The sequence below is a fragment of the Pseudomonas sp. C 49-2 genome (genome assembly GCF_003970195.1).
Taxonomy (GTDB): Bacteria; Pseudomonadota; Gammaproteobacteria; order Pseudomonadales; family Pseudomonadaceae; genus Aquipseudomonas; species Aquipseudomonas canadensis.
On sequence record NZ_RXYG01000005.1, the window covers coordinates 18827 to 39988 of the forward strand.

At 60.6% G+C, this 21162-nt stretch carries 21 protein-coding genes; 9 read left to right on the top strand and 12 right to left on the bottom strand.

The window, feature by feature from the left end; translation table 11 throughout:
* Window positions 1-18: 18 nt before the first annotated feature.
* From era to lptF, 6 genes are all read right to left on the bottom strand, one after another.
* Window positions 19-921, bottom strand: a complete 903-nt coding sequence (gene era / locus EJ576_RS11240) for a GTPase Era (protein ID WP_028618988.1) — start codon at window positions 919-921, stop codon at window positions 19-21.
* Complete coding sequence (gene rnc, locus EJ576_RS11245; RefSeq protein WP_016978270.1) at window positions 914-1603, bottom strand: ribonuclease III; 690 nt, start codon at window positions 1601-1603, stop codon at window positions 914-916. Before rnc ends, era begins: the two co-directional genes overlap by 8 nt.
* A gap of 150 nt (window positions 1604-1753) precedes the next feature.
* Complete coding sequence (lepB, locus tag EJ576_RS11250) at window positions 1754-2608, bottom strand: signal peptidase I (RefSeq protein ID WP_028618987.1); 855 nt, start codon at window positions 2606-2608, stop codon at window positions 1754-1756.
* Between the two features lie 5 nt (window positions 2609-2613).
* A complete protein-coding gene (gene lepA, locus EJ576_RS11255) occupies window positions 2614-4413 on the bottom strand; it encodes a translation elongation factor 4 (RefSeq protein WP_028618986.1) in 1800 nt (599 codons plus the stop codon).
* A 151-nt stretch (window positions 4414-4564) separates the two neighbouring features.
* On the bottom strand, window positions 4565-5644 hold the full coding sequence (lptG, locus tag EJ576_RS11260; protein WP_122723933.1) for an LPS export ABC transporter permease LptG: 1080 nt from the start codon (window positions 5642-5644) through the stop codon (window positions 4565-4567).
* Window positions 5637-6755 carry an LPS export ABC transporter permease LptF gene (lptF, locus tag EJ576_RS11265; protein WP_028618984.1) on the bottom strand — a complete coding sequence of 373 codons (1119 nt, stop codon included), beginning with the start codon at window positions 6753-6755 and terminating at the stop codon, window positions 5637-5639. The genes lptG and lptF overlap by 8 nt, the downstream gene beginning before the upstream one ends.
* A gap of 283 nt (window positions 6756-7038) precedes the next feature.
* Here lptF and EJ576_RS11270 point away from each other — a divergent pair, with 283 nt between their 5' ends.
* The 5 genes from EJ576_RS11270 (at window position 7039) to rlmF (ending at window position 13704) form a co-directional block, all read left to right on the top strand.
* A complete protein-coding gene (locus EJ576_RS11270) occupies window positions 7039-8529 on the top strand; it encodes a leucyl aminopeptidase (protein WP_126570379.1) in 1491 nt (496 codons plus the stop codon).
* Between the two features lie 52 nt (window positions 8530-8581).
* A complete protein-coding gene (locus EJ576_RS11275; RefSeq protein WP_010212887.1) occupies window positions 8582-9010 on the top strand; it encodes a DNA polymerase III subunit chi in 429 nt (142 codons plus the stop codon).
* A 7-nt stretch (window positions 9011-9017) separates the two neighbouring features.
* The gene (locus EJ576_RS11280) at window positions 9018-9395 is read left to right on the top strand and encodes a DNA polymerase III subunit chi (RefSeq protein ID WP_126570492.1); all 378 of its coding nucleotides are present in this window, start codon (window positions 9018-9020) and stop codon (window positions 9393-9395) included.
* Window positions 9396-9611: 216 nt separating this feature from the next.
* Complete coding sequence (locus tag EJ576_RS11285) at window positions 9612-12458, top strand: valine--tRNA ligase (protein ID WP_122723927.1); 2847 nt, start codon at window positions 9612-9614, stop codon at window positions 12456-12458.
* Between the two features lie 226 nt (window positions 12459-12684).
* Window positions 12685-13704 carry a 23S rRNA (adenine(1618)-N(6))-methyltransferase RlmF gene (rlmF, locus tag EJ576_RS11290; protein ID WP_122723925.1) on the top strand — a complete coding sequence of 340 codons (1020 nt, stop codon included), beginning with the start codon at window positions 12685-12687 and terminating at the stop codon, window positions 13702-13704.
* Window positions 13705-13768: 64 nt separating this feature from the next.
* On the opposite strand, the gene EJ576_RS11295 is transcribed toward rlmF, so the two are convergent.
* On the bottom strand, window positions 13769-14050 hold the full coding sequence (locus tag EJ576_RS11295) for an HU family DNA-binding protein (protein WP_003188840.1): 282 nt from the start codon (window positions 14048-14050) through the stop codon (window positions 13769-13771).
* 396 nt (window positions 14051-14446) lie between these two features.
* Here EJ576_RS11295 and yejK point away from each other — a divergent pair, with 396 nt between their 5' ends.
* Both yejK and EJ576_RS11305 read left to right on the top strand, forming a co-directional pair.
* A complete protein-coding gene (gene yejK, locus EJ576_RS11300; protein ID WP_010212893.1) occupies window positions 14447-15451 on the top strand; it encodes a nucleoid-associated protein YejK in 1005 nt (334 codons plus the stop codon).
* Window positions 15451-15801 (top strand): glutaredoxin family protein, encoded by a 351-nt coding sequence (locus EJ576_RS11305; protein WP_095014824.1) that lies wholly within the window; start codon window positions 15451-15453, stop codon window positions 15799-15801. Before yejK ends, EJ576_RS11305 begins: the two co-directional genes overlap by 1 nt.
* A gap of 1 nt (window position 15802) precedes the next feature.
* Here EJ576_RS11305 and EJ576_RS11310 read toward each other — a convergent pair whose 3' ends face one another.
* From EJ576_RS11310 to EJ576_RS11330, 5 genes are read right to left on the bottom strand one after another with little or no spacing between them, the layout of a single operon-like run.
* Window positions 15803-16780, bottom strand: coding sequence for a FecR family protein (locus tag EJ576_RS11310; protein WP_122723923.1), 978 nt, complete (start codon window positions 16778-16780; stop codon window positions 15803-15805).
* Window positions 16777-17355, bottom strand: a complete 579-nt coding sequence (locus EJ576_RS11315; protein WP_122723921.1) for an RNA polymerase sigma factor — start codon at window positions 17353-17355, stop codon at window positions 16777-16779. Before EJ576_RS11315 ends, EJ576_RS11310 begins: the two co-directional genes overlap by 4 nt.
* A gap of 8 nt (window positions 17356-17363) precedes the next feature.
* Window positions 17364-17690 (bottom strand): DUF3325 domain-containing protein, encoded by a 327-nt coding sequence (locus tag EJ576_RS11320; protein WP_016978257.1) that lies wholly within the window; start codon window positions 17688-17690, stop codon window positions 17364-17366.
* Window positions 17691-19265, bottom strand: coding sequence for a PepSY domain-containing protein (locus EJ576_RS11325; RefSeq protein ID WP_126570380.1), 1575 nt, complete (start codon window positions 19263-19265; stop codon window positions 17691-17693). It lies immediately after the preceding gene.
* Window positions 19262-19564: a DUF3649 domain-containing protein gene (locus EJ576_RS11330; protein ID WP_126570381.1), complete on the bottom strand. Its 303-nt coding sequence runs from the start codon at window positions 19562-19564 to the stop codon at window positions 19262-19264. The genes EJ576_RS11325 and EJ576_RS11330 overlap by 4 nt, the downstream gene beginning before the upstream one ends.
* Window positions 19565-19734: 170 nt before the next feature.
* Here EJ576_RS11330 and EJ576_RS11335 point away from each other — a divergent pair, with 170 nt between their 5' ends.
* Window positions 19735-20223 carry a sigma-70 family RNA polymerase sigma factor gene (locus tag EJ576_RS11335; RefSeq protein WP_123478293.1) on the top strand — a complete coding sequence of 163 codons (489 nt, stop codon included), beginning with the start codon at window positions 19735-19737 and terminating at the stop codon, window positions 20221-20223.
* Complete coding sequence (locus tag EJ576_RS11340; RefSeq protein ID WP_122723913.1) at window positions 20220-21161, top strand: FecR domain-containing protein; 942 nt, start codon at window positions 20220-20222, stop codon at window positions 21159-21161. Before EJ576_RS11335 ends, EJ576_RS11340 begins: the two co-directional genes overlap by 4 nt.
* Window position 21162: the final 1 nt, after the last annotated feature.

Here is a 21162-nt window from a genome sequence, read left to right on the forward strand (position 1 = left end):
TGCGGTGTATTCAGGACCTTACAGGTCGCCGTAGCCCAGGGAGCGCAGTGCACGCTCATCATCGGACCAGCCGCCTTTAACCTTCACCCACAGGTTGAGCATGATCTTGGAGTCGAACAGCAATTCCATGTCCTTGCGCGCTTCGGTGCCGATGCGCTTGATGCGCTCGCCCTTGTCGCCAATGATGATTTTCTTCTGGCCGTCACGTTCAACGAGGATCAGCGCATGGATGTGCAAGGTCTTGCCCTGCTGCTTGAACTCTTCGATCTCAACGGTGATCTGGTACGGCAGCTCGGCGCCCATCTGGCGCATGATTTTCTCACGCACCAGTTCGGCGGCGAGGAAGCGGCTGCTGCGGTCGGTGATCTGGTCTTCCGGGAAGAAATGCTCGTTCTCCGGCAGGTGCTCGGCGATCACACGCTCCAGCGCCTCCAGGTTGTGACCATGCTGGGCCGAGATCGGGATGATCTGCGCGTTCGGCAGTTGTTCCTGCAGCCAGCTCAGGTGCGGCATCAATTCGGCTTTGTCTTCGATACGGTCGGTCTTGTTCAGCGCGACGATCAGCGGGCCGGTGACGTACTGCACACGCTCCAGGACCATCTGGTCTTCGTCGGTCCACTTGGTGCGGTCGACCACGAAGATCACCACGTCGACGTCTTTCAACGCCGCCGAAGCGGTCTTGTTCATGTAGCGGTTCAGGGCTTTCTCGCCACCTTTGTGCATGCCTGGGGTGTCGACGTAGACCGCTTGCACGTTACCTTCGGTCTTGATGCCCAGCATGTTGTGGCGGGTGGTCTGCGGCTTGCGCGAGGTGATCGCGAGCTTCTGGCCGAGGATGTGGTTGAGCAGCGTGGACTTGCCCACGTTCGGGCGGCCGACGATGGCAACATAGCCACAGCGTGTTGCGGTTGAATCAGTCATGGCCATTCTCCACGCCCAGGGCAATCAGTGCTGCAGCGGCCGCTACCTGTTCGGCAATACGACGGCTCACACCCTGACCTCGGCTTTTTTCGTTCAGTAAGGTGATTTCACATTCCACGAAGAACACGCGGCAATGCGGCTCACCCTGGATATCCACCACTTCGTAGCGTGGCAGTTCGCAACCGCGGGACTGCAGGAATTCCTGCAGGCGGGTCTTGGGGTCTTTGTTGGTGTCGACCAGCGTGAGGCTTTCGATCTCGGAGGTCAGCCACGCGGTGACGCGCTCCTTGGCCGCTTCCATGCCTGCATCGAGGTAGATGGCACCGATCAGCGCTTCGAGGGCGTCAGCCAGGATCGATTCACGGCGGAAACCACCACTCTTCAGTTCACCGGAGCCCAGGCGCAGGTACTCACCCAAGCCGAAACCACGGGCCAGCACGGCCAGGGTCTCGCCTTTCACCAGGCGGGCGCGCAAGCGCGACAACTGGCCTTCACGGGCTTGGGGGAAGCGCTCGAACAGAGCTTCACCGGCGACGAAATTGAGGATGGCATCACCGAGGAATTCCAGGCGCTCGTTATTGCGCCCTGCAAAGCTGCGGTGTGTGAGGGCAAGGACCATCAGTTCCTGGTCCTTGAAGGTGTAGCCGAGCTGGCGCTCGAGACGACTTAGAGAAACGCTCACGGTTTACCCATATCTGTTTGGTGGCACCGGCGGCCATCGACGATTGACGCAGTGTTCAAATTCAAATCCTGGTTGGTGCAGCATGAGGCAGGACAGATTTGTCCCCACCCCAGAAAAGCATTCGGCGCTGTGTTCACAGCGCCGCCTGTATTACTTGATCAGCCCGACCCGCGAGAAGTTCGGCAAGTGGCTGAGTTTGGGTTCCGGCCAGCTCATCCAGACCGCGAAGGCCTTGCCGACGATATTCTGGTCGGGAACCATGCCCAGCAGGTCCTTGGGAATGTTGGGGTCATCCCAGTACCGGCTGTCATTGGAGTTGTCGCGGTTGTCGCCCATCATGAAGTAGTGCCCGGCCGGCACTGTCCACTGGCCGTCAGGCTGGGCACGGTAGCGGCTCATTTCCTTGCGGATTTCGTGCTCTACCGTACCGAGTTTTTCCTGGTACAGCTCGGCGCTGCCCAGGCTGTTCGGTTCGGAGCCGATCAGTTTCTCGGCCACCGACTCACCGTTGATAAGCAGGCGCTTGTCGCTGGTGTAGCGGATCACGTCGCCCGGCAGGCCGACCACGCGCTTGATGTAGTTGACGTTCGGGTCGCTCGGGTAGCGAAACACCATCACGTCGCCGCGCTGCGGATCACCGACTTCGATGACCTTCTTGTCGATCACCGGCAGGCGGATCCCGTAGGAAAACTTGTTCACCAGGATGAAGTCGCCCACGTCCAGGGTAGGTTTCATCGACCCCGAGGGGATCTGAAACGGCTCCACCAGGAACGAACGCAGCACCAGCACGATGAACAACACCGGGAAGAACGACTTGCCGTATTCAACCAGCAAAGGCTCTTTGTTCAGCTTCTCGATCACCACGCCATCGGGCTGGCTGACGCTGCCCTGATAGGACGCGATAGCCGCCCGCCGACGCGGGGCGAAGAACACCAGATCGAGCAACGCCAAGAGACCGCAAACGGCAACGGCGATGACCAGCAACAGCGGGAAATTTAGCGACATAGGACCTAACTATCCAACCTGAGCACCGCAAGGAAGGCTTCTTGTGGAACTTCCACGTTACCTACTTGCTTCATGCGTTTTTTACCGGCCTTTTGCTTCTCAAGCAGCTTGCGCTTACGGCTTACGTCACCGCCGTAGCATTTGGCCAGTACGTTCTTTCTGAGTGCCTTGACGGAGGTCCGCGCAATGATCTGCCCGCCAATGGCGGCCTGGATCGCGACGTCGAACATCTGGCGCGGAATCAGTTCTTTCATCTTCTCGGTCAACTGGCGACCTTTGTAGTGCGCGTTGTCCTTGTGCACGATCAGTGCCAGGGCATCGACCTTGTCGCCGTTGATCAGCACATCCAGTTTCACCAGATTAGCCGATTGGTAACGATCGAAATGGTAATCCAGCGAAGCATAGCCGCGGCTGGTGGATTTGAGGCGGTCGAAGAAGTCCAATACCACTTCGTTCATCGGCATGTCGTAGGTCACTTGGACCTGGGTGCCGAGGAACAGCATGTCGCGCTGCACGCCACGCTTTTCAATACACAGGGTAATAACGTTGCCCAAGTGCTCCTGCGGAACCAGGATATTGGCCCGCACGATAGGCTCGCGCATGTCTTCGATCGCCGAGAGATCCGGGAGCTTGGACGGGTTGTCGACGTAAATCGTTTCACCGGTTTTCAGCAACAACTCAAAAATAACCGTTGGCGCGGTGGTGATCAGGTCCAGGTCGTACTCGCGTTCGAGGCGCTCCTGGATGATTTCCATGTGCAGCATGCCCAGGAAGCCACAGCGGAAGCCGAAGCCTAGGGCGTCGGAGCTTTCCGGGGTGTACTGCAACGACGAGTCGTTGAGGGTTAGCTTTTGCAGGGCCTCGCGGAAGTCTTCGAAGTCATCGGAGCTGACCGGGAACAGACCCGCATAGACCTGCGGCTGGATGCGCTTGAAGCCTGGCAGCACGTCGACATCCGGCGTGGAGCTCAGGGTCAGGGTGTCACCCACCGGCGCGCCGTGGATGTCCTTGATACCGGCGATGATGAAACCTACTTCACCGGCTTTCAGATCAACGGTCGCGGTGTGCTTGGGGTTGAAGACACCGACGCTGTCCACCAGGTGGATCTTGCCGGTGGATTTGACCAGGATCTTGTCGCCCTTCTTCACACGGCCGTGGCGCACGCGTACCAGGGAGACAACGCCCAGGTAGTTGTCGAACCAGGAGTCGATGATCAACGCTTGCAGCGGATCTTCGTAGTTGCCGGTCGGGGCTGGAATGGTCTGCACCAGACGTTCGAGCACTTCGTCGACACCCAGGCCGGTCTTGGCGCTGCAGGTGACGGCGTCGGTGGCGTCGATGCCGATGATCTTCTCGATCTCTTCCTTGACGCGCTCAGGCTCGGCCTGAGGCAGGTCGATCTTGTTCAGCACGGGCATGACTTCCAGGCCCTGCTCGATCGCGGTGTAGCAGTTGGCAACCGACTGCGCTTCCACACCCTGCCCTGCGTCAACCACCAGCAAGGCACCTTCACAGGCCGCCAGGGACCGGCTGACTTCGTAGGTGAAGTCGACGTGGCCTGGGGTGTCAATGAAGTTCAGCTGGTAGGTGATGCCGTCTTTGGCTTTGTAATACAGCGTAACGCTGTGGGCCTTGATGGTGATCCCGCGCTCGCGTTCGAGGTCCATGGAGTCCAGTACCTGGGCTTCCATTTCACGCTCGGCAAGGCCGCCGCACATCTGGATGAATCGATCGGCCAGCGTCGACTTACCATGGTCAATGTGGGCGATGATGGAGAAATTGCGGATATGACTCAAATCACTCACGGATCAACACTCAAAAAGGCTGCAGGCAGATTGCCCGCTGAAAAATAGCCGGGAATTGTACCTGATGCTCAGGCCAGACGTCATCTTTGCTGACCAGAACAAAAATGCCCCGATCTCTCGACCGGGGCATTTTTTGTTCATAAGCGCGGAATCAACCGGCCCGGCGCAACAGCCAGAAACCGGCCAAGGCGCAGATGGCCGTGGGCACCAGCACCGCAAACAGCGGCGAGAAGCCAAACACCAGGCTCGACGGGCCGAGCAGGTCCTGGGCAATGCGGAAGGTGAAGCCCACCAGCACGCCCGTGAATACGCGCTGCCCCAAGGTCACGGAACGCAACGGGCCAAAGATGAAGGAAATTGCCATCAGCACCAACGCGGCAGTCACCACCGGTTGCAACACCTTGACCCAAAATGCCAGCCAGTAGCGGCCATTGTTCAGGCCCTGGTCCTTCAGGTAGTGGATGTAACCCCACAACCCGGAGATCGGCAGGCTTTCCGGGATCATCACCACGGTATTCAACAGTTCCGGCTTGAGGGCAATATCCCACTCCTGGCTCGGCACGTTGATCACTTCGGTGCTGGCCTTGGTACCCTGGCCGATGTTACGGAAGTAAGTCGTGGTAACGTCGCTGAGTTGCCACTTTTCGCTACCGTATTGCGCACGTTTGGCGAAGCTTGACTCCAAAAGGTGACGCTCTTTGTCGAACGTATAGCGCGTGACACCAATCAACAGGCCACCCGGCTGCACGGCGTTGATATGAATGAATTCTTCGCCCTGGCGGTGCCACAGGCCGTGCTTGGAGCTTTGTGCATCGCCTGAACCCTGGGCCAGGGCGCGATTGGCCTGGGCCGTGGTTTCGGCCGGCGGCGCGACGTATTCGCCGATCAGCACGCTGCACGCCATCAGCAGCAGCATGGGTTTCATGACCGCCCAGACGATTCGACCAATGGACACGCCAGCAGCGCGCATGATGGTCAGTTCGCTGTTGCTGGCCAGGCTGCCCAGGCCGATCAGGCAGCCGATCAGCGCGGCCATCGGCATCATGTCGTAGAGGCGACGCGGCGCGGTAAGGGCCACGTAGCTCAGCACGTCCCACACGGTGTAGGTATCGCTGACGTTGCCGACTTCATCGATGAAGGCAAACAACGAGGCCAGACCGAGGATGATGCCCAATACCGCCAGGATGGCGATCAGTACGCTGCTACCAATGTAGCGATCGAGCTTAGCCACGAGCCAACTCCTTCTGGCCACGACGGCTCATCATTTTCAAACGGATCGGTTCCCAATAGAGCAGGCCCAGGCCAATCACCAGGAAGATCCCGTGCACCCACCACAGGCCGAGAGTCGGCGACAGCTTGCCTTTCTCCAGGGAGCCACGGGCGGAAATCAGGATGGTGAGGTAAGCCATGTACAGCAGAATCGCCGGCAACAGTTTGAGGAAGCGGCCCTGACGCGGGTTGACGCGCGACAGCGGCACCGCCATCAAGGTCACGATGAACACCAGCAACGGCAGGGAAATCCGCCACTGCAGCTCGGCAATCGAGCGCAGTTCCTTGCTGCCGAACAGCTCGGTGGTCGGGATGGCGTCGCGGTCGGTGACTTCGTCGCTGATATCCGGACGGGCCAGCATCACGCCGTAGGTGTCGTACTTGATCGCACGGTAATCGGCCATGCCCGGGCTGCCATCGTAGCGATAGCCATTTTCCAGGATCAGGTAGCGGCTGCCGTCAGGACGCACTTCCTGGCGACCGGAATCGGCCACCAGCACGGAAATGCCACGGTCCTTCTTGTCCTGGCCCAGACGCTTCTCGGAGATGAACACGCCGCCCAGGTTGGCACGGTCATCGGTCAGGGTTTCGGTGTAGGTCACCCGCGAACCGTCATTGAGCGCCTGGAAGCGGCCGGGTTCGAGGGTGTCGAACTCGGTCATCGCGTCCTGTTTATTCAGTACCAGTTGGAACTGCATGGCGCCCTGGGGGGCCAGGCTCAGGCTCAGCCAGGCCACGATCAGCGCAACGCCGGCGGCCGGGATCATGGTCATGCCCAGCAGGCGCTGTTGGCTCATGCCGGTGGCCGAGAGCACGGTCATTTCGCTTTCGAGATAAAGGCGGCCGTAGGCCAGCAGGATCCCGAGGAACAGGCCGAGCGGCAGGATCAGCTGCAGGAAGCCCGGCAGACGAAAGCCCATGATCAGGAACAGCGAGCCCGGATCCAGGGCGCCTGAGGCAGCCTGGGCCAGGTATTTGACGAAACGACCACTCATGATGATGACCAGCAATACCGCACTCACGGCACTCAGGGTCAACAGGACTTCGCGGGACAGATAACGGAAGACGATCAAACCAGACACTCCAGGGTTGTCAGGCTAAGGCGGCCAAACAAGCAAGCATACCGAGTCAGCCCGTTTGCACGGGCCGGCTAAAAAGATGGCGCATTATCCTGTGATTGACCGCGCCTGTCACTGCGCAACCTCATGCGCATGCACAAAGCGGGTGACAAGGGTTGTCAGCCTCCGCCGGCGAGGTTCAAACTGCGGCCTTTGTCGCCGGCGGTTTACACAGCTGCCTGGTATTAAAGCCGGAGTACAGACTCCTGGCTAACCGACCTTTATAAGGGACCCGAAAATGGAACTGGTTGTAAAAAGCGTTAGCCCCGAAACGTTGAAAACCGCCACCCTCGTGGTCGCCATCGGCGAAGGCCGCAAGCTCGGCGTTGCCGCCAAGCAACTCGACGAACTCAGCGGCGGCGCCATCAGCGCAGTGCTCAAGCGCGGCGACCTGGCCGGCAAAGTCGGCCAGAGCCTGCTGCTGCAGAGCCTGCCCAACCTGAAAGCCGACCGCGTATTGCTGGTGGGCGTGGGCAAGGACGTTGAACTGGGCGACCGTCCGTTCCGCAAAATCATCAGCGGCATCCTCACCATCCTCAAGGGCCTGGGCGGCACTGACGCCACGCTGGCACTCGATGAAGTCGTGGTCAAAGGCCGTGACAGCTACGGCAAGACCCGCCTGCTGGCCGAGAGCCTGGTGGACGGCGGCTACATTTTCGACCAGTTCAAGAGCACCAAGGCCGAACCCCGCGCCCTGAAGAAAATCACCCTGCTGACCATCAAGGCCGCCCAGGCTGAAGTTGAGCGCGCCGTAACCCACGCGACCGCCATCGCCAACGGCATGTCGTTTACCCGCGATCTGGGCAACCTGCCGCCGAACATCTGCCACCCGACTTTCCTGGGCGAACAAGCCAAAGCGCTGGGCAAAGAGTTCAAGGGCCTGAAAGTCGAAGTGCTGGACGAGAAGAAGATCAAGGAACTGGGCATGGGCTCGTTCTATGCCGTGGGCCAGGGCAGCGACCAGCCGCCACGCCTGATCGTGATGCAATACAACGGCGGCAAGAAGTCCGAGAAGCCTTACGCCCTGGTTGGCAAAGGCATCACCTTTGACACCGGCGGCATCAGCCTCAAGCCGGGCCTGGGCATGGACGAGATGAAGTACGACATGGGCGGCGCCGCCAGCGTGTTCGGCACCCTGCGTGCCGTGCTGGAACTCAAGCTGCCGATCAACCTGGTGTGCATCCTGGCCTGCGCCGAGAACATGCCGAGCGGCGGCGCGACCCGTCCGGGCGACATCGTCACCACCCTGAGTGGCCAGACCGTCGAAATCCTCAACACCGACGCCGAAGGCCGCCTGGTGCTGTGCGATGCCCTGACCTACGCCGAACGCTTCAAGCCACAGGCCGTGATCGATATCGCCACCCTGACCGGTGCCTGCATCGTCGCTCTGGGTTCGCACACCTCGGGCCTGCTGGGCAACAGCGATGAGTTGATCGAGCAACTGCTCAGCGCCGGCAAAGCCGCCGACGACCGCGCCTGGCAACTGCCGCTGTTCGATGAGTATCAGGAACAGCTGGACAGCCCATTCGCCGACATCGCCAACATCGGCGGTCCGAAAGCCGGCACCATCACCGCGGCTTGCTTCCTGTCGCGCTTTGCCAAGAACTTCAACTGGGCGCACCTGGACATCGCCGGCACGGCCTGGACCAGCGGCGGCAAGGACAAGGGCGCAACCGGCCGTCCGGTTCCCCTGCTGACCCAGTACCTGCTGGATCGCGCCAAGGCCTGAAACTGAAGACGCCGGGGTGGTGATTGTCTCCCCCCCGGCCTCAGGAACCGCAATGACCCAAGTCGACTTCTATATATTGCCCAGCGCCGACCCGCTCGCGCGCCTGGACTTTGCCTGCAAACTCACCGAAAAAGCCTGGCGCATGGGCCACCGCATCTACCTGCATTGCAGCGATGCCGCCCAACGCGATGAGCTGGATGCTCGCCTGTGGCGCTTCAAGGGCGAAAGCTTTGTGCCTCACGGCCCTGCCGAGTCCGAACCCGAAGGCCTGGTTGTCCTGGGTTTAGGGGACAGTTGCGGCGATCACCAAGACCTGCTGGTCAACCTGGACCTGAAAGTGCCGCCTTTCGCCAAGGCATTCGCCCGTGTGGCGGAAGTGGTGGTGGAGGATCCAGCTATTCGTCAGGCCGCGCGTGAGAGTTTCCGTTTCTACCGCGAACAGGGCTATCCTCTGCAAGATCACCGGCTACAACGACTTTGAGCACATGATGGACGATCCCAACCCTATAAAAAAAGACGACCACCTGCTGGACGACCTGGAGTCGATCCGTCAGTTGCTCGGTGATGATGACTTGCAACCACCGCTGTTGACCGAGACGGTCGAGGGCGAGGTACAGATTCCGCTGTTGTTCGACATGGTCGGCGGCAAGCCCGTCGCGCCGGCACCGGTGGTCGAGGCCGCCGCGCCTGCCGCTGTCGAAAAAAGTCCCGACGCCCTGTTGCTGCACCTGGACAACGAACTGCGTGCCGCTGCGCAGTTGATCATGCAGGACGTGATCGACGATTTTGCCCCGCATATCGAGACCGAGATCAAGCGTCGGCTGGATGCACGGATGGAGCGGTTGCTCAGCCAGTATCAGTCCTGAGACGGACAGTGATCTCCTGTGGGAGCTGGCTTGCCTGCGATAGCGGTTTCTCAGTCAACATCTTCAGTGGCTGGGACATCGCCATCGCAGGCAAGCCAGCTCCCACATTATTAGTCCTGCATCAGCCTTAAGCCCGTCTTCACCTCGCCCTCTCCCCTATCCCCCGTTATACTTGCCGGCTTTCCTGAATAAATGCCAACTAGGGTCCCGCCGCGCATGGATAAGACCTACCAGCCGCACGCCATCGAAACTTCCTGGTACAACACCTGGGAATCCGAGAATTATTTCGCCCCGCAAGGCGCGGGCGATTCCTACACCATCATGATTCCGCCACCGAACGTCACTGGCAGCCTGCACATGGGCCATGGCTTCAACAATGCGATCATGGATGCGTTGATCCGTTTCCGCCGCATGCAGGGCCGCAACACCCTGTGGCAACCGGGCACCGACCACGCCGGTATCGCCACGCAAATGCTGGTGGAACGCCAACTCGAAGCCACCGGCCAGAACCGTCACGACCTGGGTCGCGAGAAATTCCTGGAAAAGATCTGGGAATGGAAAGACCAGTCCGGCGGCAATATCAGCCGTCAGATCCGTCGCCTCGGTTCGTCCGTCGACTGGAGCCGCGAGCGCTTCACCATGGACGACGGCCTGTCGGAAGCCGTGAAAGAAGCCTTCGTGCGCCTGCATGAAGACGGCCTGATCTACCGCGGCAAGCGCCTGGTCAACTGGGACACCAAGTTGCACACGGCGATTTCCGACCTCGAAGTGGAAAACCACGACGAGAAAGGCTTCCTGTGGAACCTCAAGTACCCGCTGGCCGACGGCGCCAAGACTGCTGAAGGCAACGACTACCTGATCGTCGCCACCACTCGTCCGGAAACCATGCTCGGCGACGCCGCCGTCGCGGTTAACCCGAACGACGAACGCTACCAGGCGCTGATCGGCAAGTTCGTTGAACTTCCATTGGTCGGCCGTCGCATCCCGATCATCGCGGACGACTACTGCGACCCTGAATTCGGCACCGGCTGCGTGAAGATCACCCCGGCCCACGATTTCAACGACTACGAAGTCGGCAAGCGCCACAACCTGCCGCTGCTGAACATCTTCGACAAAAACGCCGCCGTACTGCCGGCCTGCCAGGTGTTCAACCTGGACGGCACGCTGAACGAGAGCATCGACGGCAAGATCCCGGCTGAATACGCCGGTCTCGACCGCTTCGAAGCGCGCAAGCAGATCGTCGCCGCCTTCGATGCTGCCGGTTTACTAGTGAGCGTTGACGACCACGGCCTGAAAGTGCCGAAGGGCGACCGTTCCGGCACCGTGATCGAGCCGTGGCTGACCGACCAGTGGTACGTGTCCACCAAGCCTTTGGCAGAACCTGCCATCGCCGCCGTGGAAGATGGCCGCATCCAGTTCGTGCCGAAACAGTACGAAAACATGTACTTCTCGTGGATGCGCGACATCCAGGATTGGTGCATCAGCCGTCAGCTATGGTGGGGTCACCGCATTCCGGCCTGGTACGACGAGTCGGGCAAGGTCTATGTAGGCCGCGACGAAGCCGAAGTGCGTGCCAAGCACAACCTCGGTGCCGACATCGCGCTGCAACAGGACAACGACGTACTGGACACCTGGTTCAGCTCGGGCCTGTGGACCTTCTCCACCCTGGGCTGGCCGCAGCAGACCGAATTCCTCAAGAAATTCCACTCCACCGACGTGCTGGTCACTGGTTTCGACATCATTTTCTTCTGGGTTGCCCGGATGATCATGCTGACCATGCACCTGGTGAAGAACGAGGACGGCACGCCGCAGGTACCGTTCAAGACCGTGTACGTGCACGGCCTGGTGCGTGATGGCCAGGGCCAGAAGATGTCCAAGTCCAAGGGCAACGTCCTGGACCCGCTGGACATCATCGACGGCATCGACCTGGAAACCCTGGTGCAGAAACGCACCTCGGGCCTGATGCAGCCGAAACTGGCGAAGAAGATCGAGAAGCAGACCCGCGACGAGTTCGCCGATGGTATTGCCAGCTATGGCACCGACGCCCTGCGCTTCACCTTCTGCTCGCTGGCCTCCACCGGTCGCGACATCAAGTTCGACATGGGCCGCGTCGAAGGCTATCGCAACTTCTGCAACAAGATCTGGAACGCCGCGCGCTACGTGCTGGATAAAGGCGAAGACTGCGGCCAGAACGGTGAAGCCTATGAGCTGAGCCTGGCCGACCGCTGGATCATTTCGCAGCTTCAGCGCACCGAAGCCGAAGTGACCCGCCAGCTCGACCAGTTCCGTTTCGACCTGGCCGCACAGGCCTTGTACGAGTTCATCTGGAACCAGTATTGCGACTGGTACCTGGAACTGTCCAAGCCGGTGCTGTGGGACGAAAACGCGCCGGTCGAACGCCAGCGCGGCACCCGTCGCACCCTGGTTCGCGTGCTGGAAGTGGCGTTGCGTCTGGCGCACCCGTTCATGCCGTTCATCACCGAAGAAATCTGGCAGCGCCTGGCGCCGCTGGCCGGTATCGAAGGCAAGACCATCATGCTGCAACCTTGGCCGGTGGCCAACGAAGCGCGCATCGATGAGGCAGCCGAAAGCGATATCGAATGGCTCAAGACCCTGATGATGGGCACGCGTAACATCCGTGCCGAGATGAACATCGGGCCGGGCAAGCCATTGGCGGTGTTTGTGAAGAATGCCAGTGCCGAAGACCTGCGTCGTCTCACCGAAAACGATGCGCTGCTCAAGAAGCTGGCGAAGCTGGAGTCGATCACCGTATTGGCGGCCGGCGAAGAAGCACCACTGTCCGCGACCGCACTGGTCGGCGAGATGGAAGTGCTGGTGCCAATGGCAGGCCTGATCGACAAGGCTGCCGAACTGGCTCGTCTCGACAAGGAAATCGGCCGCCTGCAAGGCGAAGTGCAACGCGTGGGCGGCAAGCTGTCCAACGCGGCCTTCGTCGACAAGGCACCGGCTGAAGTGATCGAGAAAGAACGCGCCAAGCTGGCCGAGGCTGAACAGGCCCTGGGCAAGCTGGCGGAGCAACATGCGCGGATCTCCAGCCTGTAAGGTGTGAACCGTGTGAAAAAAGAGACCTTCGGGTCTCTTTTTTTGTTTGAAACGCCTGCACACGCGGCCAATGTGGGAGGGGGCTTGCCCCCGATGGCGGAGGGTCAGTTACCAGATAAGTGACTGACACCCTGCCATCGGGGGCAAGCCCCCTCCCACATTTGACCGAGTTGTCCTCGGGAATGTGTGACAATGCCCATCACTTTGAGCCAACACCAGAATCATCATGACCGCCCCCAGCACGCCAAAACCTCCGCGCAAGAAGCCTAAAACCGCAGCCACGGCCAAGCCCGTTGTGCCGCGCAAAGAGGCCACCCTGCATCCGCGCAACCGCCACACAGGCCGCTACGACTTCCCGGCGCTGATCAAGACCACGCCGGAACTGGCGAAATTCGTGATCATCAACCCGTACGGCAAGGAAAGTATCGACTTTGCCAGCCCGGATGCGGTGCGGGTGTTCAACCGAGCGCTGCTGAAAGCCTTCTATGGCATCCAGCACTGGGACATTCCGGCCGACTACCTGTGCCCACCGGTGCCGGGGCGTGCGGACTACGTGCACTTCCTGGCCGACCTGCTGGCCAGCACCAACGACGGCAAGATCCCGCGCGGCTCTATCGTCAAGGTGCTGGACATCGGCATGGGCGCCAACTGCGTCTACCCGCTGATTGGCTACATGGAATACCGCTGGAACTTCCTGGGCTCGGAAGTCGACCCTATCGCCGTGGCCGCAGCCAAGGCCATCGTGCAGTCCAATGACCTGAGCAAGGTCATCCAGCTGCGCCAGCAGAGCAATCCCAAGCAGATCCTGCTGGGCCTGCTGGAGCCGGGCGAGCGTTTTGACCTGACCATGTGCAACCCGCCGTTCCATGCGTCCATGGATGAAGCCACCAAGGGCAGCGAACGCAAGTGGCGCGCCCTCGGCAAGGCGGACCCAAAGCGCAAGTTGCCGGTGCTGAACTTCGGCGGCCAATCGGCCGAGTTGTGGTGTGAAGGTGGTGAAGCGCGTTTTGTGACGCAACTGATTGCCGAAAGTGCGCACTTTGCCCATAAGGTGCTGTGGTTCAGCACCCTGGTGTCGAAAGCGTCGAACTTGCCCGCGATCGAGACGGCCCTGAAAAAGGCCGGCGTGCTGGAGAGCCAAGTCGTGGAAATGTCCCAGGGCCAGAAGCAGAGCCGGTTTGTGGCGTGGACTTTCCAGACCAAGAACGAGCAACAGATCTGGCGCCAGCGCTGGGTTCGCGACTGATAAATCGCAGGCAACAAAAAACCGTGCCCGGATCGCTCCGGAGCACGGTTTTTTTTGCTGCGTCTTACTTGTTAACAGCGTCGGTCAGGCCTTTGGCCACAACCAGCTTGATAACTTTCTTGGCAGCGATTTCGATGGCGGCGCCAGTCGAAGGGTTACGGCCAGTACGGGCAGGACGCTCGGTCACTTTCAGTTTGCCAACGCCTGGCAGAGTGATTTCGCCGCCGTTTTCCAGCTGGTCAGCAACAACTTGGCTCAGTTGGTCCAGCAGAGCGCGCACGGTGGTTTTAGGTGCGTCTACTGCTTCAGCCAGGTCAGCGATCAGTTGGTCTTTAGTAATAGCCATTGTGGTGTTCCTTCCCTATCAAATTCATATGGATTGCAGAGTGCAGTGTCAGCCGTCGAGCCCGACCGTCAAGGCCTGGCACCCCCGGCTATAACCACGGAGATCGGGGTTATAGATGCTTGAAACGGGGATTGGTTCGACCTGACAGATGCTGAATGCACGCTTATCGCCGAGACTTGGCGTAAGACGGGGCAAAACTAGCACAGAGACGGGGAAATATCCGCTTCTACCTACCCATTTGGTCAGCTTTATCGCTCTAAACCGTGAAAAAAAGGCATATAGCCCGTCGGAGGGTGCCCAAAACACCCTTCGAAGCCCGTCTCGGCCAATGGTGCGGTACACTTGGCGACTTTTCGGGGAGGCCCACCGCTCCCCGCTCAACCAGCCGAGAAGCCTATGCCGATCCGTCATTGCATCGTCCACTTGATCGACAAAAAACCCGACGGCACACCTGCAGTTCTTCACGCCCGCGATTCCGAGCTTGCCGAATCGGCCGCCATCGAGAACATGCTTGCCGACCTCAACGAGAGCTATAACGCCAAGCAAGGCAAGGCCTGGGGCTTCTTCCATGCCGAGTCCGGCGCGCACCCGTTCAGCGGCTGGTTGAAGGAATACTTTGACGGTGGACAGGACTTCACCACCTTCAGCCGCACGGCGGTCGAGCATCTGCAGAAGCTGATGGAGGAATCCAACCTCTCCACTGGCGGCCATGTGCTGTTTGCCCACTATCAACAGGGCATGACCGACTACCTGGCCATAGCCCTGCTGCACCACAGCGAAGGCGTGGCGGTGACCGACGAGCTGGACGTGACCCCCTCGCGCCACCTCGACCTCGGCCAATTGCACCTGGCGGCACGTATAAACGTGTCCGAGTGGCAGAACAACAAGCAGTCCAAGCAGTACATTTCCTTTATCAAGGGCAAGAACGGCAAGAAGGTCTCAGAGTATTTCCGCGACTTCATCGGCTGCCAGGAAGGCGTCGACGGCCCGGGCGAGACCCGCACCCTGCTCAAGGCGTTCAGTGACTTCGTCGAAAGCGAAGACCTGCCGGACGAGTCCGCCCGCGAGAAAACCAAGACGCTGGTGGACTACGCCAGCAGCCAGGCCAAGCTCGGTGAACCGATGGGGCTGGAAGAATTGTCAGGGTTGATCGATGAAGATCGGCCTAAGGCGTTCTATGACCATATCCGCAACAAGGACTATGGCCTGTCGCCGGAGATCCCGGCGGATAAACGCACGCTCAACCAGTTCCGCCGTTTTACCGGCCGCGCCGAGGGTTTGTCCATCAGCTTTGAAGCGCACCTGCTGGGCGACAAGATCGAATACGACGAAGCCGCCGGCACCTTGATCATCAAGGGCCTGCCGACCCAACTGACTGACCAGCTCAAGCGCCGCAACTGATGCTCGGCGGGGTCTTTAAAAAAGTCCTGCTGGTGTTGCTGGTCGTGGTGGTGATCCAGAACTGGGGCAAGATCGAACGGGTGTTCAACCCTTCACAAGTGGCGCCGGAGCACGTACGTGCTTCAGCGCGTGTGGTGCTCTACTCGACCGAGTGGTGTGGTTACTGCAAGCAGATCCGCCGGTTCCTGGACCAGAAAGGCATACCCTACCAGGCGTTCGACATCGAGAAAGACGCCCAGGCGCGCAAGGCGTATGAGGCGCTGGGGGGCGGAGGGATTCCGTTTGTGGATGTGAACGGCACGCTGATTCGCGATTACAACCCAGAAAAAATCATGGCGGCGCTGAAGTAAATCAGCGCACCACGATCATCCGCCCCAATAATGTGTGCTGCTCAAAGCCGAGCACGGCCTGCAACGCATTCAACACGGCTTGCGGGTCCTTGCTCGGGAAGCTCCCGCTGACGCGCTTGGCGCCCATCTCTTCGTTGAGCAACAGGATGCGGCCGGGGTAGTAGCGACCCAGGTCCTTGACCACGTCCGCCAACGGCGCCTTGTAGTAGTTGAGCCAACCGTCGCGCCAGGCCAGGCGCGATTCACTGTCTACCGCGTGCAGAGGGTCCGCAACCCCCTCGGCGTAGGCCACTTGCTGACCAGCTGTAAGAATTTGCTGCTGGCCCTGTTTGGACGGCGTCACGCCCACCCGCCCGGACAACACCGTCACCTGAGCGCCTGCCGGTTGCAGGCGCACTTCGAATTGCGTGCCCAGCACCCGCGCCTCACCGCTGCCCGCCTCCACCACAAAGGATTGCCCGGTGTGGGTCACGCTAAAAAAACCGGCACCTCGACGCAACTGGATGTGCCGCTCGCCATGGCTGAAGTCCACGGCAATGGCGCTGTCGGCATCGAGGGTCACCTGGGATTGATCGGCCAGCGTGACGGTTTTGACTTCACCCGGCGCCGTCACGTAGTCGGCACCGAGATCATCGATCCAGCGTGACGGCTGCCAGCCGGCTCCCATGGATACCATTAGCAATAGGCACGCAGCCATCGCCAAGGCGCCGGACCAACGCACCACCCGTGAACGCTTCGAGGTGGTCATCGCATTGAGGTAGCCCTGCAACGCCAACGCCTCTTCATCCGCGAGCTGGCGTGCCGGCACTTCGCTCAATTCCCAGAGCACCTGGGCCTGGGAATAGGCCTCAACGTGCGCCGGATCAGCCCGCAACCACTGACTGAAAGTGGCCTGGTCGCCACTGCTGGGCTGATCATGCAATAGGCTCAGCCAGGCCAGTGCGGCTTGTTCCTGGGCGGGCGTGGGGGTGGCGTTCACGGTGCTTTCCCTGGCGTGCGTGGGGGCGATGGTTCGCGAAGGCTGGCTTTGCAGGCTTCAAGGGCACGCATCATATGTTTTTCCACGGCACTTTGGGACAGGCCCATGACCTTGGCGATTTCCGCGTACTTGCGACCGTGAATGCGGTTGAGCAGGAAAATCTGGCGCGTGCGCTCGGGCAGGCTGCGCAAGGCGGCTTCGACGTGGCGCAGGTCATTGCCGGCTTCCAATGCTGCCTGGGGTTCGGAACCTTGGTTGTCTTGCTGTTCGGGCAGCCAGCCTTCATTGCTGCGTACCCGTGCACCTTCACTGCGCAGGTGGTCGATGGCGATATTGCCGGCGCAGCGCAGCAGGTAGGTGCTGAGCTCCTCGACCTGCACCAACGGCCGGCGCCAGAAACGCAGGAATAGGTCCTGCACCAGGTCGGCCGCCGTGGCGCGACACCCCACGCGGCGACTCACCAAGGCTTCCATCTGTGAACGCTGGGACAAAAACACCTGCAGGAAATGCGCACGCCCACCTGCCGCGTCAGCGTGCTGGCTGTCCTGGGATTCGGGTGGCGTGCTGATCATCATGGGCGGGCTCAGAGGGTGGCGAAGGCTGCGACAGGACTGGCGAGCAGACCAATGCCCGCCAGGATCAAGGCCAGCCTTGGCCGGTACGGCAACAACAGCACCAGCAGCAATGCGCTGAGCATCAACACGGCGCACCACTCCACCAGGCCCTGGCCCCAACCAGCGACATCCACCGCCGGCCAGATCGACACCACCAGCAGCAACCAACCGATCACCCGCAAACCCAGGCGCCGACGAGGCGAGGGTTTGCTGTGCAGCAACTCGCCGTGGTGACGGTCAGTGGACAGGCAGAGTGCGGTGAACCCGGCGTAGCACATCAGCAGTGCGAGCAGCATTCAGTTCGCCTCCCGCTTCAGCGCCAGCGGGCGTGCGCGCTGGGCTTTAGGCGCCGGCGCGGTGCGACGCTGCATCTTCCAGGCGGCCCAGCCAAGGAATACGCCGCTGGCCAGACAGGTGAGATCAAAGCCAGCCATGGCCCAATCGCCGGTTGCCAACGAAACACCGAGGTGGTGCGATGTGGTCAACGCGTTGAGCAGTGGGATGGCAATAAACAGCAGCGCGCCGAAGCTCAGTTGCTCGACCCAACCCTGGCGGCCACGACGCAGGATCGCGTGCAACAGACTCAGGCCCCAGGCAATAAAGAAGGTTTGCACTTCCCAATCGGAACGGTCGGCAAAGCTCACCGGCAATAAACGGTTGGCCCAGAAAAATGCGGCGATGGAGATCATCAACCCGGACATGCTGGCGATGTTCAGCACTTCCACCAAGCGCAACTCAAACGGCATTACCGCAGCCTTGGCATGTTTGAGCTGACGCTTGCCGAGCCAGATCACCAGCCCGGTGCCGATCATCGCCGTGCCCGCCAGACCACAGATGAAGTACAACCAGCGCAACACCGGGCCGGCGAAATGCCCCATGTGCAACCCATAGAAACTGCCGCTGATGGCTGCCGGCAGCGACTGCCCGCCATTCACCCGCACCAGCTCGCCGGTGGTGCCATTGAAGGAAACGGTGCTGCCGAAATCATGCACCACGCTGTCGGAACCCGCGCGGAACACATTGACCGAGGCGTTCATATCGGCGGGATTGTTGACCGCCACGCGCCCCACATGGCCACCTTCCCACTGCGCCCGCGCTTGCTCGTACATCGGCACCAACGGCAGCAATTTTCCAGGCTGGCCCAGCGCCGGCGCGTTGTTGGTGTTCGGGAATACCTCGCTGAAAAAGGCGCGGGTGTCGCCGCCATAGGAAGCAAGAATCGGCGCCGGCATCACCATGCTCATGAAGATCACCAGGCTGCTGTAGGTGATCATCAAATGGAACGGCAGCACCAGAACGCCCACCGCGTTATGCCCGTCGAGCCAGGAACGCTGGCCTTTGCGGGGCCTAAAGGTGAAGAAGTCCTTGAAGATTTTCTTGTGAGTGATGATGCCGGTGATCAAGGCGACGAACATCACCATCGCGGCAATCGTCGACAGCCAGCGGCCCCACGGGTGAGGCATTTGCAGCTGGAAGTGAAAACGGTAGAAGAAATCGCCGCCCATGCTTTCACGGGCTTCCACAGCCTGGCCGGTAACAGGGTCGAGGGTTTTCTGGATGAAATTACCGCGTCGGCCGGGGTCGACTTTGTCTTGCCACATCACCGACAAACCAGGATCGCGGCTGTCTGGCAGAGTGATAAACCAACGCGCAGCAGTCGGCGCAACTTGCTGCAGATAGGTCTGGGCGACCGTCAGGCTGCGCGCATCGTCCAGCGAATGGGCCTGCACTTCAGGTTGCATCCAGTGGCTGATCTCATCCTTGAAATACGCCAAGGTGCCCGTCAGGAAAATCGCAAACAGCAGCCAGCCAAAGATCAGCCCTGCCCAGGTGTGCAACCAGGCCATGGCCTGGCGGAAACCCTCTTTCATGCGCGTGCCATCCAGAAGCCCACACCCGCCAGGGTGGCAAATACCGCGCTTGGCAACATCACGCCAAACCAGGCGCGCGCTGCGCTGCGGCAGGCGAAACACCAGAGCACGGCCAGCAGATAGAACACGAATGAACTCATCATCCCGGTGATCACCGCGTCGGCGCGCGACGTGGGCATCCATAGCGCCAGGCAGATACTGGCCAGGGAAGCCATCAGATAACCACCCACCACGGCAGCCAGCACGCGCGAGGTGACGGAGAGGCGATAGGAGACAGGCAGCGAGGTTTTGCTTTTCATGCGGGAGGCGCCAGGTTCATCAGGCCGCAATGTTAATGATAAATATTCTTATAAGCAAAACAGAACGGATGAAACACCTGCGCTGACGGATTGCCGAAGACCGTCGCGAGCCCTACAATGCGAACAATTCTTGTTCTCTAAAGCATGCCGATGCTTGTGGAGTGTTCGCGTTGAGCCCGTCCAATACCGTCGAAGTGTTGTACAACGACCATCACCACTGGCTCACCGGCTGGTTGCGACGCAAGCTCGGCTGCCCGGAAAGCGCCGCCGACCTGGCCCAGGACACCTTCATCCGCGTGCTCACCGCGCGAGAAACACCCACGCTGATCGAGCCCCGCGCGTTCCTCACCACGGTCGCCAAGCGCGTGCTGTTCAACTTCTATCGCCGCCAGGACCTGGAGCGCGCCTACCTCGACGCCTTGGCGCAGATGCCCGAGCACGTGGCACCGTCGGAAGAAGAACGCGCAATCATCCTGCAAACCCTGGTGGAGTTGGATCAACTGCTCGACGGCCTGCCCGTCCAGGTGAAGCGGGCCTTTCTGCTGGCCCAACTCGATGGCCTGACCTACGCACAAATCGGCGTTGAACTGGGCATTTCCATCGCCACCGTCAAACGCCACCTGAGCAAAGCGGCCATGCGCTGCTATTTCGCCCTATGAACTTCTCCACCCAAGTCGCTGAACAAGCCGTGCACTGGCTGATGGAAATGCAGCAAGGCGCACTCAACCCACGCCAGCAAGCCGCCTGGCAGCAGTGGTTGAACGCCCACAGCGAACACCAGCGCGCCTGGGACCACATGCAGCGCGTCAATCAGCGCCTGCGCGGCATGCCCTCGCCCCTGGCCCATGCGGCGTTGAATGCGCCAACTTCCACCAGCCGTCGCCAGGCGTTGAAGTTGCTGTTGATCCTCGGCGCAGGTTCCGCTGCTGCCTGGAGCTTGCGCCAGCAACATATCCTGCCACCGCTGACCGCCGACTACCGCAGCCCCGTTGGCCAGCGACGCAAGGTGCAATTGGCCGACGGCAGCCAGTTGCAGCTCAACACCGGCAGCGCGGTGGATGTGCATTTTGATGGCCAGCAGCGGCTGATCCGCCTGCTTGAAGGTGAGATCCTGTTGACCGGTATTGCGGGCAGCACACCGCTGCAAGTGCTGACCGGCCAAGGCCTGCTCACTAGCCAGGCGGCGCGTTTTAATGTGCGGCAGTTCAACGATCACACCCAACTGGCGGTACTCGACGGTCACGTCGCGGTCATGCCCAACACCTACACCGGCCTGCCGCTGAACGTCCAGGCCGCGCACCAGGTCAACTTCACACGAAAAGGTTGGGACACCCCGCGTGCCACCGACGCCAACAGCGGCGCCTGGGCCGACGGCATGCTGGTCGCTGCCCACATGCGCCTGGAAGATTTCCTCGGCGAACTCGGGCGTTATCGCCGTGGCCAAGTCAATTGCGACCCACAGGTGGCCAACCTGCTGATCTCCGGCAGCTACCCGCTGGACGACAGCGAACGCATTCTCGACCTGCTGGAAGTGAGCCTGCCGGTGAAGGTGCGGCGCTTTACCCGCTACTGGGTGACCGTGCAGGCACGCGCCTGAA